Source organism: Campylobacter massiliensis, assembly GCF_014253065.1.
Taxonomy (GTDB): Bacteria; Campylobacterota; Campylobacteria; order Campylobacterales; family Campylobacteraceae; genus Campylobacter_A; species Campylobacter_A massiliensis.
This window is the reverse complement of record NZ_JACLZK010000002.1, coordinates 798574-813546: the sequence shown is the minus strand read 5'-3', so window position 1 is coordinate 813546 and position 14973 is coordinate 798574. Positions and strand designations below refer to the sequence as shown.

General features: G+C 46.1%; 16 protein-coding genes. 3 read left to right on the top strand and 13 right to left on the bottom strand.

The genetic code is table 11. From position 1 onward, the window contains the following. Positions 1–36 precede the first annotated feature (36 nt). The 13 genes from H7R39_RS10655 to pseF form a co-directional block, all read right to left on the bottom strand. Complete coding sequence (locus H7R39_RS10655) at positions 37–564, bottom strand: hypothetical protein (RefSeq protein WP_185899271.1); 528 nt, start codon at positions 562–564, stop codon at positions 37–39. Beyond that, the gene (locus tag H7R39_RS10650; protein WP_185899269.1) at positions 551–1081 is read right to left on the bottom strand and encodes a hypothetical protein; all 531 of its coding nucleotides are present in this window, start codon (positions 1079–1081) and stop codon (positions 551–553) included. The genes H7R39_RS10655 and H7R39_RS10650 overlap by 14 nt, the downstream gene beginning before the upstream one ends. After that, positions 1074–2075, bottom strand: a complete 1002-nt coding sequence (locus H7R39_RS10645) for a hypothetical protein (RefSeq protein WP_185899267.1) — start codon at positions 2073–2075, stop codon at positions 1074–1076. Before H7R39_RS10645 ends, H7R39_RS10650 begins: the two co-directional genes overlap by 8 nt. Before the next feature lie 56 nt (positions 2076–2131). Beyond that, positions 2132–2584, bottom strand: a complete 453-nt coding sequence (locus tag H7R39_RS10640; RefSeq protein ID WP_185899265.1) for a hypothetical protein — start codon at positions 2582–2584, stop codon at positions 2132–2134. Beyond that, the gene (locus H7R39_RS10635; RefSeq protein WP_185899443.1) at positions 2581–3207 is read right to left on the bottom strand and encodes a lysophospholipid acyltransferase family protein; all 627 of its coding nucleotides are present in this window, start codon (positions 3205–3207) and stop codon (positions 2581–2583) included. The genes H7R39_RS10640 and H7R39_RS10635 overlap by 4 nt, the downstream gene beginning before the upstream one ends. After that, positions 3197–4507 (bottom strand): tRNA (N6-isopentenyl adenosine(37)-C2)-methylthiotransferase MiaB, encoded by a 1311-nt coding sequence (miaB, locus tag H7R39_RS10630; protein ID WP_185899263.1) that lies wholly within the window; start codon positions 4505–4507, stop codon positions 3197–3199. The genes H7R39_RS10635 and miaB overlap by 11 nt, the downstream gene beginning before the upstream one ends. Continuing rightward, on the bottom strand, positions 4504–4746 hold the full coding sequence (locus H7R39_RS10625) for an HP0268 family nuclease (protein ID WP_002949978.1): 243 nt from the start codon (positions 4744–4746) through the stop codon (positions 4504–4506). The genes miaB and H7R39_RS10625 overlap by 4 nt, the downstream gene beginning before the upstream one ends. 63 nt (positions 4747–4809) lie before the next feature. Beyond that, a complete protein-coding gene (gene pseI / locus H7R39_RS10620) occupies positions 4810–5820 on the bottom strand; it encodes a pseudaminic acid synthase (protein ID WP_185899262.1) in 1011 nt (336 codons plus the stop codon). After that, a complete protein-coding gene (locus H7R39_RS10615) occupies positions 5817–6548 on the bottom strand; it encodes a class I SAM-dependent methyltransferase (RefSeq protein WP_185899260.1) in 732 nt (243 codons plus the stop codon). The genes pseI and H7R39_RS10615 overlap by 4 nt, the downstream gene beginning before the upstream one ends. Before the next feature lie 2 nt (positions 6549–6550). Further along, positions 6551–7369, bottom strand: a complete 819-nt coding sequence (locus tag H7R39_RS10610) for an ATP-grasp domain-containing protein (protein ID WP_185899258.1) — start codon at positions 7367–7369, stop codon at positions 6551–6553. Beyond that, positions 7308–7748, bottom strand: coding sequence for a hypothetical protein (locus tag H7R39_RS10605; RefSeq protein ID WP_185899256.1), 441 nt, complete (start codon positions 7746–7748; stop codon positions 7308–7310). The genes H7R39_RS10610 and H7R39_RS10605 overlap by 62 nt, the downstream gene beginning before the upstream one ends. After that, positions 7739–8533 (bottom strand): sugar phosphate isomerase/epimerase family protein, encoded by a 795-nt coding sequence (locus H7R39_RS10600; RefSeq protein WP_185899254.1) that lies wholly within the window; start codon positions 8531–8533, stop codon positions 7739–7741. Before H7R39_RS10600 ends, H7R39_RS10605 begins: the two co-directional genes overlap by 10 nt. A gap of 58 nt (positions 8534–8591) precedes the next feature. After that, positions 8592–9278, bottom strand: a complete 687-nt coding sequence (gene pseF / locus H7R39_RS10595; protein WP_185899252.1) for a pseudaminic acid cytidylyltransferase — start codon at positions 9276–9278, stop codon at positions 8592–8594. A gap of 145 nt (positions 9279–9423) precedes the next feature. Here pseF and nusA point away from each other — a divergent pair, with 145 nt between their 5' ends. The 3 genes from nusA to H7R39_RS10580 all read left to right on the top strand — a co-directional run bounded on the left by nusA (position 9424) and on the right by H7R39_RS10580 (position 14804). Next, a complete protein-coding gene (nusA, locus tag H7R39_RS10590) occupies positions 9424–10524 on the top strand; it encodes a transcription termination factor NusA (RefSeq protein WP_185899250.1) in 1101 nt (366 codons plus the stop codon). A gap of 617 nt (positions 10525–11141) precedes the next feature. Further along, on the top strand, positions 11142–13742 hold the full coding sequence (locus tag H7R39_RS10585) for a DNA polymerase III subunit gamma/tau (RefSeq protein WP_185899249.1): 2601 nt from the start codon (positions 11142–11144) through the stop codon (positions 13740–13742). A gap of 24 nt (positions 13743–13766) precedes the next feature. Further along, entirely contained in the window at positions 13767–14804 is a 1038-nt protein-coding gene (locus H7R39_RS10580) for a minor capsid protein (protein ID WP_185899247.1), read from the top strand. The last annotated feature ends 169 nt before the right edge of the window (positions 14805–14973 follow it).

Here is a 14973-nt window from a genome sequence, read left to right as displayed (position 1 = left end):
AGGATTATACAAAAAGCGGAGATTAAAAACTTTGATTTATCTTAAGCTGTAAATTTTGATACCAAAGGTCGCGTCGATCTTTTCGGTATCCTTGCGCATTTTGATCGGAAAGTCGATTTTGACGATATTTTCGTAGCTTTGTAGCGCGTCCATAAACTCGTAAAATTTAGCAGGAGTTTTCATGGAGCCCGTTACGGTTAGCTCATAGACCGAGATCTCGCCGTTTTTTGCGGCCTCTTTTAGCCCGCTTAGATTTACGTTTGCGAAATATTTTGATGTGAATTGAGTAAATTTATCCGTGTCAAATTTGTTTTCAAGCGCGTCTAGCTGAGCCTTGTCGTTTTGTTTTATCTCGTCTAGGGCCTTTGATTTGGCGTCGTAGAGCCTTTGCGTTTGCGCGCTTGCGGCGATTTGCATGCGGCTTTCGTATTTGACCTGCTTGTACTCCTTGATGCTCGGCACCAAAAGGCCAAATATCATCGCGAGGCAAGCTATGATACAAATGAGTACGTAGATGAGCAGCTTGGTGACGTCGATATTTTGCAGGCTTCTATCTTTGCTCATTTTTACCCTCTAGGTTGTCGGTTTTGTTTGTGCTGACGAAATTTAACCAGCCGCTATCTAGCTGATAAAACGAGGTATTTGACGTGTTAAAAATCGACTTTAACGGCGTTGCGAGCAGCATGTTATAAACGTCGCGGCTAGGCGTGGTGCCTTTCACGATGAGCGAGTTTTTATCCATCGCGATCTCGTATAGCGTGATGCTTGAGGGTACCAGATCGAGTAGATTGCGCAGGCTTTGCTTTAAGACGGCGTTTGAGGCCGCGATCTCGTTTGCGCTATCTCTTCTTTGCTTTAAAAGTGCGGTTAGCTCGTCGGTTTGCCTGATCTGATCTTTTGTTTGTGCTTGCTTTTGTCTTGAGATTTGAGTTTCGTTTAGTAGCGAGTTGCTTTTTAGCTCGACGACTAAATTTACTATGGCAAAAAGTAGCACCGCCGTAGCTATAAAAAGTAGCCAAATTTTACTAAAGAGATCAAAAAACGGTTTTTTTCGAGGTTTTATGAAGCTATAACTAGTCATTTTCCAACTCTTTTTTCATTAGCTCGGTCATCGTCTTTAGGGTACTAACCGGATAAACGGCGGTCTTTACCAAAAGCTCGTTTTCTATATAATGTAAAAACGTAGCGCTCGTCCTCTGCGTAGCGTCGAAAATTACGACGTTTTCGATAAAATCGCCCTCGTAAAGCGGATTTGTGTAAAATTCTTTAAGCGCTAGCGAGATATAGCGGTATATGCTCATATCGCGCCCAAATATCGACACGGATGCCGTTACGTCGGTGGATTCGGGCATATTTATATCATAGTCGAGGTCTGCAAACTCTTCTTCGTTGTCGTCCATTTTTAACATTTCGCCAAGATCATCCAGACCGTCCATGGTGTTAAAGCTTTCGTCTACATTTGCGATAAAATCGTCTATCTCGTCGCTGTTTTCTTTATCAAAATCAGCGCTTTCGCTATACTCTTCATCGTTTTCCTTGCAAACGGCAGCGTATTTTACCCCTTCGCTTGAGGTGATACAGATGGTAAAACCCTCCTCGCAAGAGTAGACGAAAAGGGTGCTTGCGGTTGGTAGATTATGTTTTTCGATCTCTTTTTGTGTTAGTGCGATTGGCGAATAAAGTACGTCTACGCCGATGTCTGTAAACTTTTCCTCTGCGGCTTTGACGTCCGAGTGTTTTGCGTATATGAGCCAGTTTTTGGCGGGATTTATGCAGGTTATTTCTTTTGTTTTGATCCCCAGTTTTTCGAGATTGTCTGCATTTTTAGCCTCAAACGCGCCTTGTTCGAGTGTGTCGAAAAACAGCGAAAGATAAACCCATTTATACTCTTTTTGCAAATTTCTTATGTACTCGTTTGCTCTTTCGGAAACTACGCCGGATTCATCTAGGTCAAATTCTGCTTTTATCGTTTTTAACAGCTTTGCGCCCTTGTAGGCCTCGCCGTAAAATAGGCATTTTCTGGACTGGATAACGGCGCTAAGATATAAGACGCTAAAAAAACGACGTATCAGCAAAGATTTCTCCTAAAAATTGCAATGCGTTATCATACCCAAAAAGCTATTAAGTTCAATTAAAACAGCTCTTTTTGCAGGGTTAAAAATTTATCCCTTATTATTTTGGCTTCTTCTTGCAGCGACGGATCGGTTAAATTTGACGGCTTGAGCAGATCGTAGTCGCTCACGGCGATGTCGCACATCATGTGGATTTTGTCCAAATCTACTTTATTTACCTTGCCTGATTTGCTGATTTTTTGGATACTTTCTAGGTAGCCGTTTGAGCGGGCGATGTAGATGGCGTATTTTTGCGAGATTTCGCTTTGCACCATCACAGTGTGGGCGAGTTTGTTGTAGATGTCTTTGTTGTATGCGGATTTTGATAGCTTGTAGGCGGTTTCATAGTCGCCCGTTTCGTAGTAAAATTTGGCCTGAAGCGCGTTTTTATAAGACGGACTAAATGTAATAAACGAGATAAAAACGACCGCCAAAAGCGCTCCGATAGATAAAACTACGGTCTTTGAGCTCATTTTTCCATCTCCTTTTTTACTAGCTCTCTTGCGTCTTCTAGCGCCATGTCCGTTACGCTAAAAGGCGGCGAGAGCGTATAAGAAATCTCGCTAAAAGGCTTTGGGATTATCATTTTATCCCAGCTTTTTAGCTGCCAAAATTTACTCGCTTCGTAGTTTAAAATTTGTATTTGCGCATTTTGCTTTTGCGCGATGACGACCGCGCCGTCGGCTACGCTATGATAGGGGCCGCGCGGACCGTCTGGGGTGATGATGACGTCGGTACCGCCTTTTAGCTCTCTAAAGCTTTGCGCAAGGGCCTTTACCGCGCCTTTTGAGCTACTGCCTCTGATGGCGCCGATACCGAAAAACGAAATCACGCGCGCGATGATCTCGCCGTCTTTGTGGTCGCTTATCATGACTTTGGCGCGTCTTTGCGGGTTTTGGCCGTTTTTCCACCAGTGCACGTAGGCAAAACTCATCAGCGCCAGTCTGCCGTGCCAAAACAGCACGACGCATGGCTCGTTCGTCAAATTTGTCTTAGAAAAGCTCTTTTTGCAGGTTAAAAATATAATCCAAATAAAAAAATAGATAATGCGCGGGGCTAAATTTATAAAAACGCTTCGTTTAAATTTAGCCCACAAGCTCACCGTAAAGCACCATTCTCTTTGGATCGTTCACGCGCACTTTTAGCGTCTTGCCTAGCAGCTCTTCGCTGCCTGCGACTTGAACGAGGAAGTTATTAAAGCTTCTGCCGGCAACCCCGCCGTTTACGCGAAGCTCCTCAAAATATACGTCGAAAATTTTGCCTTTTTGCTCCGCGACGATTTCGTCTAAAATCTCGTTATGGCGGCTTTGTAGGCGGGTTAGACGAGCGCTTGCGACGGCCTCTGGGATTTGATTGGTAAATTCCGCCGCTTTGGTCATCGGGCGAGGCGAATACTTAAAGCTAAAAATTTGCTCGAAGCGTACCTTTTCCAGTACGTCCATCGTGTCCTCAAACTCCTCGTCCGTTTCGCCAGGAAACGCCACGATAATGTCAGTAGAAATGCTAACCTCAGGACATATTGCGCGTAGTTTAGCGGCCCTGTCTAAAAACCACTCTTTGGTGTAGCCGCGCTTCATCTCGCGCAGGACTTTGGTGTTTCCGCTTTGAAGCGGCATGTGCATGGATTTGCAAATTTTGGGATTTTGACTAAAGATTTCTAAAAATTTATCGTCCATATGAAGCGGATGCGGACTTGTAAATCGTATGCGCTCGACGCCCTCTATCTCGCTGATCTTTACGAGTAGGTCGCTAAAGTCGATCTTCTCGTGCGCGCCCGAAAATCTCTTGCCGTAGTTATTTACGTTTTGCCCGAGCAAGAAAATCTCCTTGGCTCCGCCCTCGGCAGCTTTTTTTACTTCGCGCAGGATCAAATTTGCGGGGATCGAGATCTCGTCGCCTCTGGTGTGCGGAACGATGCAGTAGGTGCATTTTTTATCGCAGCCGATCGAGATATTTATGTGGCTTTTATACGGCGAGCCTCGAAATTCGCCGAATGCATACTCGCTCTCGTCGTGATTTATGTCGGTGCTGATAAATTTAGGCGTCTTAACCGCGGCTGAAATTTTACTGACGTTTCGCGCGCCGAGCACGAAATCCACGTAAGGTGCTCGTTTAAAAATTTCGCTTCCCAGATGGCTTGCCGTGCAGCCGCAAACGCCGATTTTAGCGCCCGCTTTTTTTACTTTTTCAAAGCCGCCGACCTCGCTAAAAAGCTTATGTACTGGCTTTTCGCGCACCGAGCAGGTGTTGATAAGGATGAGGTCGGCCTCGGAGATATCCTGAGTGAGCTCGTAGTCCTCTTTTTGCTTGAGCTCGGCGATGATGTGCTCGCTGTCGCGGACGTTCATCGCGCAGCCTAAAGTCTGGATAAAGAGCTTTTTTTGCGCTGCGCTCAAAGGATGTGAACCTCGTACATATAGTCGTTTTCGTCGAGTCCGTATTTTACGGTGCGGTGATAGACGCTAAGGCCCTTTTCCTCGAAAAATTCAACCAAAGCGATGAGTTGTTTGTGGCTGTTTTCTCTGTCGAAATAGAAAATTTGTTGCGGATCTTTAGCAAATGCCGCTTCGATTTTTTCAAGAGAGATCGTTTTTGGTTTGGCGTCAAGTTGCGTTCTAGCGAGTTTTAGCTCCATTTTTAATCCTTTGAAATCTTTAATTTAATCTGTGAATATAGCAAAAACATCTTAAAAAACGGATTAAAACTCGATATCCTCTAAGGCTAAAGGCGTTGCAAAATTTATATCGCGGGCGGCTTTTTTGCCTAAAATTCTCTCGTAATATCTCGGATGCAGTCCGCTTGCAGGCCTTACGGAGCGAACGTTGGCCGCCGTTAAAATTTCGCCTTTTTTGATATTTTCCGACGCAAATAGCGACCTTGCGCCGTGCCTATTTGCTTGATTTATTTCGTAATTCACCCTGCCCATCGCCAGAGCCGTATCTCTGACCGCGTTCGCCATTTCTTTAAACTCGTTAAAATTTAACGAAAATCCGCTATCCTCGCCGCCTAAAGCCCTGTCTATCGTGAAGTGCTTTTCTATCACGCTAGCTCCCAGCGCCGTAGCCGTTATCGGCGGTACTAGGCTTATCGAGTGGTCGCTTAGTCCGACTTTTACGCCCATAGGAGAAAATTTCTCAAACATATCTTTAACGGTGATTAAATCCATCTTATCTACGGGAGCGGGATAGCTAGAGGTGCATTTTAGTATCGTAACGTCGTTATTTCCGACTTTTTTGCACGCTTCTATCGCTTCTAAAATTTCTTCGTAACTTGAAATGCCCGTAGATATTATCATCGGCTTTTTAAATTTAGCCGCATAAGAAATAAGCGGATAATCTATCGCCTCAAACGATGCGATTTTATACATCGGCACGCCTATACTCTCTAAAAAATCCACCGCACTAAAATCGAAAGGCGTCGAGAAAAAATCTATGCCTACGGTTTTTGCATAGTCAAAAAGTTCTTTTTGCCACTCCCACGGCGTATAGGCTTTTTGATATAGTTCGTATAGGCTTTGCCCCGCCCACAAGCCGCTTTTTATCATAAAAATTTCATCTTTGGAGTTTAGCGTTATCGTATCGGCCGTGTAGGTTTGGATTTTGACCGCATCCGCGCCGGCGTCTTTTGCGGCCTTTATGATTTTAAACGCCAACTCTTTGTCGCCGCAGTGGTTTGCGGACATTTCGGCTATGATATAAGGCGCTTTCATTTAGCTTCCTTTAGGGCTTCTACGATGTAAAACGAGTTAAAAATTTCGCCGTTATTTTGCGTAAATTCCTCTTTATCCAGCGCGATTATTTTTAGTCCGGCCTGCCTAAATATCTCCTCTATCTCAGTCTTTGAATAAAACGAATAAACTAGCCCCTCGTAGCCTTTTCTGGTCGTTTTATAGGAGTTTTGATTTATGCGTTCGGCTCCGATTTTTAGTCCGTCGGCGTCCGTTCTTAGATTTATAAATACTCGCCCGTTTTCGTTTAAACTATTTGCGAATTCTTTTAAAATTTCAGCGGCTGCGGACGGTTCGTAAAGATGAAGCACGCCCCAGCTAATTATCGCATCTACTTTTTTGTCGCTTAAAATTTCGCTTAGGCTCTTGCCGTCGCTGCAAAAAAGCTCTAGCGTCGCTCCGTTTTCTAAATTTAGCTTTTTACCGTTTTCCCACTCTTTAGCGTCTTTGATAGCGCCGAATTTTAGCGCGACCGCGGCAAGAGGCAGAGCGTTTATATCTATACCGATTAGTTCTTTTGCGCCAGCTTTTGCCAGGCAGGCTAGATGCCTACCGGTCCCGCAACCGAAATCCATCGCGCTTGCGGGTTTAAATTTCGCCGCAAATCTCGCTACGGCTTCGTGCGGATATATAAGATCCCCTTTTAGCACCAGCTCTTGCCACTTTTTTAAATCGCCGTAATTCCGATTTTCGTTAGATTTTTCTTGCACTTTTACTCCTTTATTCTAGTAAATTTACTCATTAGCGCGCCTGCTTTTTCTAGGCATTCTTCTTCGCTTTCGGCTATGATTATAGCGTAGCCGCGACTTATCAGCGACGCGCCGTCTTTTACCTCGCCTAGATTTTTTAAGTCGCCGCATTTAAATTTTACTATACCGCACTCGTCTTTTATCTCGCTAAAATTAGGCGGTACGACGCCGTAATCAAAGTCGAAATATTTAATCATCGCGCTTTTTAAAAATTTAGGCTCAAAGCTAAAAGGCTTATTTAATACGAAATTTAGCCATTCGCGCGTCAAATTTACTCCCGTAGCTATTTCTACAAAATCGCTCGTGAGGTAATGTCCGCTGGGTCTTGGCGCAAGCTCGATGACGAAAGGCTTGCCGTTTTCGCGCAATATAACATCGGCGTGCATCAGACAGTTTTTTAGTTTCAGCCTTTTTACGACTTCTTTTAAACGCTCGCTAATCGCGGCTATCTCGGGCGTCGCGACGTAGCCCACGCTTTGGCGGTAGGGCGGAGGCGTTAGAAGCTTTTTACGCGCCAAGACGTGGATATACTCGCCCTCTATAACGGCGGCGTTAATGCCGTATTCTTTGCCTTCTACGAAGCTCTCGCGTAAAAATTCGCCGCTTTTTAAATTTAGTCGCGTGGCGTATTTTTCGTACTCGCTAGCGTTTAAAACGACCGTTACGTTTTTGCTGCCGCTGCCGTAGCGAGGCTTGATAACGAGCGGAAAGTCCGCGTCGCTAGGCGAATCTGACGCTTTGCTCATCGGGTAGCACTCGGCATCTCTTAAATTCGTCCTCATCGGCTCGTTCGTCTCTCTCTCTCTCTCTCTTATTTTTGGGATTTAGCGCGGAGTGGAAGGCTAGTTTGTCCGTGCATACGTCGCATGTTTTTTCGTTCGGACCTTTTAATCCGTAAAAATCGTTTATCGCTCCGGCGACGAGTAGGCATCTGCCTACGGGAACGGGTAGGACGCAAACCGGTTTAAAACCTTGTTCGGTTATTAAATTTATTATATTTTGCGGATCTCTTATATCGCAAACGAAACTAAAATCGGCCTGCTTTAGTCCTGCCGCATTTTCGTCGCCGTCAAACGCCGCGACCTTTAGCCCGCTTTCTTGCGCTAAATCTATCGCGTAGAGACTTTCGCTACTCGCGCCTATTACTAGAGCTACTTCCACTTAAGCTTCCTAAAAAACTCGGCGTCTTGCCTAAAATCGTCTAAATTTTCCTCGCTATTTTTGTTTGTCTCTATCGCAAGCGGTAGAGCCTGATTTAGGATTTTAGCGATTTTGGCTAGATCAAAACTCCCTTCGCCGAAGTGTAGATGCGCGTCGTACATGCTATCTGCTACGTTGTCGCTTAGGTGGTAAACCAGCGGATTTAGGCTATTTAAAAGCTCTACGTAGCCGTAAATTTCAAGCTTTTGATAGTTTGCCGAGCAAATAGCGTGTCCGACGTCTAGGCAAAGCCCTACGCCCGTTTCTTCTTTTATGCGTTTTAAGCTCTCGTAACTAGAACCTATGCAAAAGCCCGTCTCGCCCGTTTTTTTAAAATTTACTATAAAAGGCTTATTTTCTATTATAAATTCGCTCTTTGAGAGACGAGATAAATTTGCTATCTGATAAATACTCTCGTTTAAGTTACCGCCGATACCGGGATGAAATACCGTATATATCGCATTTAGCGCCTCGCTCCATTTAAAAGCTTCTTTCGCCGCGGCTAAATTTAGCTCTCTTTTGTCCTTGTTGGAAAAATCAAGCCCGTGCGAAAAATGAGGCGCATGCACGGCAAAGGGCAGATTTAGTTCTTTTTGCAAATTAACCCAAAGGCTAAGCTTTTCAAGGCTGTCCGGTACCGCGTAAAGCTCGATATAGTCGTAAATTTTCTCTTTAAAAAGCTCGCGAGCGGGCGCGATATAGTTTTCGTTTAAAGACCACAGCTTAAGCCCGATTTTGTTTTTCATCTTTATTTCCTTAAATTTAATACGAATTTTACTAGCAAAAACCGAGCCTTTTTAAAATTTAGCGATTTTGAGCTTGCAAAATTTTATATTTCATTTCCGCCGTAGCCCAGTCCTCGGGCGTATCGATATCCTGTACGGTTTTTTCGTCCATGATGAAAGGCAGAACCTTAGGGGACGCGCTTGCCTCCGTCTTATAAAAATAAAACATCCCGACGTCGTGGTACATCGGTTCTAAATCTTGCGAGCGTTTGGATGCGTTTTGCGGCTGGGCGTAGGTTAAAAATCCGCTATTTTCTATCCTAAAAGCTCGCTGTATAGGAAAACTAAATTTAACCACCGGTACGAGCGAATCCGCGCCGCTAGAAACGAATTGACGGTATGCCTCTTTCAAAATCTCGCCCGTTAAAAACGGCACGCAAGGATAAATGCAGCAAAGCGTAGCGGGCTTTACGCCTAGTTTTGCGTATTCGTCCAAAACTTCGTTTAAAACGTCCGCCGTAGTGGCAAAATCGTCCGAGGTCTTAGCCGAGCGCATAAAGGGTACTTTCGCGCCTAAATTTAGGGCGACTCGAGCGATCTCTTCGTCGTCGGTCGAGACCGCGATCTCGTCGAATATCCCCGCGCCTTTGGCCGCCGTTACGGCGTATGAGAGCATCGGACGTCCGAAAAATTCCTTGATATTTTTGCGAGGTATTCGCTTGCTGCCGCCTCTTGCGGTAATGACGGCCAAATTTGATATATTCATCGTTTTACGCCCCTTTAAATTTGCGTTAAATTTACCCAAAACGGCGTAAAAATACGGTTAAAGTTGATTAAAAGTTTGATTTTTATATAATTTCTGTCTACGCAAATAAATTCCCCAGAGATTTATCAGAAAATAAGGAGAAAATATGGAAAAAATAGCGGACATCATAGAATCTATCGCAAATGAAAAAGGGCTCGAAATCGAAGACGTAAAAGAGCGTGTCATAAGAGCTATTATCAATACCGCAAAGAAAATTTACGGCGAAAACTACGAATACGACGCTGTTATAGATAATGCGACCAAGACCCTTCATCTATATCAAAAAATCACCGTCGTAGAGGATGGCGACGAGCGATTGGCCGAGGATAACGAGCATTATCTCGGCGTAAGCGAAGCCAAAAAAGTAGACTCTGGCGTAGAGATCGGCGACGAGCTAACATACGAGCTATCTACCGACAATCTCGGCCGAACCGCCGCGCAGACGCTTCACAAGGAGCTTGAGTACCACATCCAGCGCTTGATGGAGGAAAAAATCTTCCAAAAGTATCAAGACATGGTCGGACATATGGTTTTTGGCTCTGTCACGCGCGTAGATAGCGAGGAAAATACCTTCATCGAGATAGACGAGTTGCGAGCCGTGATGCCGCGCAAAAACCGCATAAAAGGCGAGAAATTTAAGCCCGGCGACGTCGTAAAAGCCGTCATAAAAAGCGTCTATATCGACAAATCTATGGGTATCAAGGTCGAGTTAAGCCGCACGTCGCCAAAATTTCTCGAAGCCCTGTTAAAAGCCGAAGTACCGGAGATCAAAGACGGCCTCGTGCTGATCGCTGCAAGTGCTAGAATCCCGGGCGAACGCGCTAAAGTAGCGCTCGTAGCCACCTCGCCTAACGTCGATCCCGTGGGCGCGACCGTGGGCACCAAAGGCGTGCGCATAAATGCCGTCACAAAGGAGCTAAACGGCGAAAATATCGACGCGATCGAGTATTCGGCCGAGCCTGCGATCCTCATCACGCGAGCGATGGCGCCCGCGATCATCAGCTCGGTTAAAATCGGCGAGGACAACAAAGCCGTCGTGAGCCTAGTGACTGAGCAAAAGAGCAAAGCTATCGGTAAAAGCGGCATAAATATCAGGCTAGCCAGCATGCTAACCGGTCACGAGATCGAGCTAAACGAGCTAGGCGCTAGAGGCGAGAGCAAAGACGAAAATGCGAAGGATCTAAAAGCGCTGTTTGGCGATCTGTAGCCAAATTTGAGCCCTTTGGTCACATGCGTCTGGGGCGGTAAATTTAGGGCGCAGCACCAGGATCAAATTTGAGTTAAATTTGTCTCAAAATTTGATCCGCTTCGTTTGCTAAAATTTGCCGCTTTTTTATTTTAGTGCGTTAAATTTTACAAAGCGGCAGCGAGATAAATTTGAAATTTCAAGGCGGCGATCAACCGCCTGATTTGAGGTTATTTATTTTTAGTAGAGCGGTACATCGGATGCTGGTAGTCGTTCCTCTCGCAACCCGCAGCCAATAATCCAAATACCAAAGCAAGCGCGCATAATATAACTTTTCTCATTTTCTCCCTTTTTTGAATTTCATTTTCGCGCGATTATAGCAAATTTCGCCAAATTGCCAAAATATCCGCGGCTAAATTTGACGGTATTTGTACTTGGCTATTTTGCGTCAAATTCGTCGTAGTTTATAGCGAGCAAGCAAAATTTGCTCGCCTGATACCCGCATGCGACAGATTCGCGCTTTCTGGCAAATTTATTAGCCTAAATTTATCCCGTCCCGCGACGCGCCGAGTCATAATATATTAAATTTTTATCCAAAAAAAAGTAGAATATCACATCTTAAATTTAAGGAAAAATCCGTGTTGCAAGCATTAGCGCTTAGATATAGACCGCGAAATTTTAGCGAGCTCGTAGGCCAGGAGGCCGTCAGCACCAGCCTCACGCACGCTCTGGACGAGAGCCGCCTCACCCACGCCTACCTTTTTTCGGGGCTTCGCGGCAGCGGCAAGACCTCGAGCGCGAGGATATTTTCGAAGGCTCTGGTTTGCGACCACGGCCCGACTAGCCGGCCCTGCGAGCAGTGCGCCAACTGCATCGCCGCAAACGAAGGCCGCCACATCGATATCATCGAGATGGACGCGGCCAGCCACCGCGGTATCGACGATATAAAGGGCCTCATCGAGCAGACCAAGTACGCTCCGGCGATCGCGCGCTTTAAGATTTTCATCATCGACGAGGTGCATATGCTCTCCACGCCCGCGTTTAACGCGCTGCTAAAGACGCTCGAGGAGCCGCCGCCCTACGTCAAATTTATCCTGGCTACGACTGATCCGCTCAAGCTCCCGGCCACCGTGCTATCGCGCACGCAGCATTTTAGATTTCGTCAGATCTCGCGCCCGGACGTCGTCGCGCATCTTGACTTTATCCTAAACCGCGAAAACGTCCCGCACGAAAAAGAGGCTCTCAAGATACTCGCTCGTAGCGGCGCGGGTTCGCTGCGCGATACTCTCACGTTGCTAGATCAGGCCATCATCTACGCCAAGGGCGAGCTCACGCAAAGTGCCGTTGCGCAGATGCTAGGGCTACTTGATCCGCAGCGCATAGAGGAGATCTTGGCGCTTGTTATGAGCGGCGACAAATCGGCCGTGAGTGCGGCTGTAGCGCAGCTGGAGAGCTACGATGCCGAGATGGTGATAGACGAGATAACGGCAAATCTCAAGGCGAATTTTCTCGCGCAAAGCCCGAAATACTCGCTACTTTTATATGAGAGATTTTTTAGGATCCTCTCGCAGGCGCGCTCGATGCTAAGCGTCAGCAGCGACGGCGGATTTGTGCTTGGAGTGATGCTTTTTATGATGATCGAGGCGATAAATCTAAAATCGATCGACGAGATGATAGCCGTGGACGCGAGGGAAAAATTTGCGGATTCGCAGGCGCGCGTAGCTTCAAATTTTGCGGGTGGACGAAGCGAAACGGCCAGGTTTGCGGCTCCTGCGCAGTCGGGTCAAATTTCACCCTCTACGGACGGGTCAAATTTGACGGGCACAAACGCGGCTAAACTCGCCTCGCAAAACGGCGCGGCTTTGGAGCAAAATTTAAGCGCAAAGACACTGACCGGCTCGGCAAATTTGAGTGCTCAGACTCCTCAGGAGCCGGGCGGCCAAACCGGCGCCGCGAAAACTCCAAGCCCTGCTTATGAGGCGTTTTTAGCCAAAATTTACGACCGCAGCTTTGATCTTGGCGAGTGCTTTAAAAACTGCATCGAGTTTTTGGAGTTTTCAGACGGCTGCATGAGTCTGGCCTCAAGTGCGGCAGGCGATGATCAGAAACGGCTTCGCGAGGGTTCGAAGGTGATTTTGCAGATCTTGCGCAGTCTTTTTGGCGAGAGCGCAAAGATAAAGATAAATCCCAAGCAAAGCCCCGAAATAGGGGGTGCGGAGCAAAAGGACGCGGCGGCAAATTTGACGGCGGAAAGCGCTACAAATTTGGACGTTGAACGCGGCGGCGAGGTTAAATTTGGGGGCAATGAAACTACGTCAAACCATGAGGGCGCTAAATTTGACGCGAACGGTTCGGAGGAAAATTTAAATCAAAACGCCCAAGCGCAAGAGTCCTCAAATTTGACTGGAAATTTGTTTGCAGGCGGTAGCGAGGGGAGGACGGCTATGCTCTCGGAGCAAAATTTAGACGCCGAATTTGAAAGCGGCGAGCAGGACGAGCAAGCGGAAAATTTGACGCCGCAAACGCAATCGGATATTTTGCAAGCGGCAAGCGACTCGGCTCCGAGCGCGCAAACCAATGGCGGCTCGCCTATGGGCGAAACCGAGCCCTTAAATTTAAACGAAAACGCGGCAAATTTGACGCAAAACTCGCAAACGCAGGCTGATTTAAATCAATCGACCGAGCCTAAATTTGCGCCCGATTTTGAGAGTATGCGCGACGATACGCACGATTTTGGCGAGGCATATTCGTTAAAATTTAAGACCGACGACGGAATGTCTGCGGGGGCGGATCTGGCGTTTTTAGACGACGAACTAAGGCGGCTAGAGAGTCAAAATGCCGCAAAAACGGAGCAAAAACCAAGCGCCGCAGCTAAATTTAACCAAAACAGCGCACCGCAAACGGCTACCTTTGGCGAGCCGCCGTTTGATCCTGATGATGTGAGCGAGATGTTTAGCGAAGCGGCCGAGTATGATGACGGCCTTTTTGAGCAAGACGCAAGCGAGCCTGTAAACGCGGCTGTAAGGCAAAATTTAGATACGACAAATTTAAGCGGCAAGAAGTTTCAAAACGAAGAAAATTTTAAAGACTCGTCCTTAAGCGAGGTAAATTTGAACGCTCAAAATCCTGCGCCAAATTTGCCTACAAAAACTCAAGCCGATCCTAAGGCCGTAAAAAATCAAGCGGTTTTAAAAGAAGCCAAACGACTGTTTGGAGAGCCTGAAATTTTGGAGATTTGAGGCGTTTGATTCGGCTCTAAATTCGTGGGCAAGTTTTATTGCCTTTGGTGTGGTGCCACCGTCAAAGCTTGGAATAACGGGCTAAATGCCGATCAGAAAAAACGCCTTGAGCGCGAGCTGAAAATAGGCGTGAGCCTAGGTGAAACTACGCCGATGTTAGCCCAAAGGATAGCGCAGGCTTTACAAAAAAGTAAACGCGACGCGACGTCGATAGCATTAACCGGAGCGGGCGCGATAGTAAGCGAAATTCGCCAAGCCTTTTTTGAAGCAAACGATGACGTCATAAAATGCTACAAATATCAAGCCACGCTAGATACTCGCACGTCTGCGTTATGCAGAGCTTACGACGGCCTAACGTGGGATAAAGACTACAAGCCCATCGGGCATAACTTCCCGTTTCGCAAACCGCGCGTAAATACTCATTTTAATTGCCGTAGCACCATAATACCCGTAACCAAAAGCTGGGGCGAGTTGGACGTAGAGGGTATGGATAGCGCAAGCGACCGCACGAGGTCGTCTATGAACGGCTACGTGCCGCAGGATATGACGTTTAATGACTGGCTAAAAACCCAAAGCCTCGAAACGATAGAAAAGACGCTTGGTAAAGGTAGAGCCGAGCTATTTATGCAAGGCAAGATCACTATGCGGGATTTAATAACGCAGCAGGGGCGTGCGCTTGATTTGAGAGATATTTACAAAAAGAAAAAGCTAAACGAATACGACACCAGGAACGTGAAGCATTTTGATATTCCGCGCAAACTAGCTAAAAGGATAAATTTGAAAACGGATACCATACGGGGCAGTATTGATTATTTATATGAAAAACACCCCGAGATGTTTACTAACAAAGATGATTTAAAAAATCAAATCATAGACGCCTTGAGAAATCCTGAATTTATAAAAGAAGCTACATTTAAAGCTGATGACGTAATTATCGGCAAGTCGATAGACGATAAGAAAAAGAAAATGATTGACATCGGCATAAATATAAACGACGGCGTGATTTTTCACATAAACAAGAAGCGTTGGGATACCACAATTAAGGCTTTAAAAAATAGGTAAGCGGTGAGACCACCCACACCCTCACACAGGTTTCTATCCCCAGGGGCGGTAATGCTTTGCTAAGAAGCTGGGCTGTTTGACGAGCCGTTCGCTTACCTACTTGTGAAATTATACCATATTTTTTACCAAACCAACCCCGTTTAAAATTTAAGTTACTATTCTATCAAAG

What these genes read in the sequence shown, in the direction of transcription:
- H7R39_RS10655 (WP_185899271.1), bottom strand. Translation starts at nt 564, where the DNA reads ATGAGCAAAGATAGAAGCCTGCAAAATATCGACGTCACCAAGCTGCTC.
- H7R39_RS10650 (WP_185899269.1), bottom strand. Translation starts at nt 1,081, where the DNA reads ATGACTAGTTATAGCTTCATAAAACCTCGAAAAAAACCGTTTTTTGAT.
- H7R39_RS10640 (WP_185899265.1), bottom strand. Translation starts at nt 2,584, where the DNA reads ATGAGCTCAAAGACCGTAGTTTTATCTATCGGAGCGCTTTTGGCGGTC.
- H7R39_RS10625 (WP_002949978.1), bottom strand. Translation starts at nt 4,746, where the DNA reads ATGGAGCTAAAACTCGCTAGAACGCAACTTGACGCCAAACCAAAAACG.
- pseI (WP_185899262.1), bottom strand. Translation starts at nt 5,820, where the DNA reads ATGAAAGCGCCTTATATCATAGCCGAAATGTCCGCAAACCACTGCGGC.
- H7R39_RS10610 (WP_185899258.1), bottom strand. Translation starts at nt 7,369, where the DNA reads ATGAGGACGAATTTAAGAGATGCCGAGTGCTACCCGATGAGCAAAGCG.
- H7R39_RS10600 (WP_185899254.1), bottom strand. Translation starts at nt 8,533, where the DNA reads ATGAAAAACAAAATCGGGCTTAAGCTGTGGTCTTTAAACGAAAACTAT.
- pseF (WP_185899252.1), bottom strand. Translation starts at nt 9,278, where the DNA reads ATGAATATATCAAATTTGGCCGTCATTACCGCAAGAGGCGGCAGCAAG.
- nusA (WP_185899250.1), top strand. Translation starts at nt 9,424, where the DNA reads ATGGAAAAAATAGCGGACATCATAGAATCTATCGCAAATGAAAAAGGG.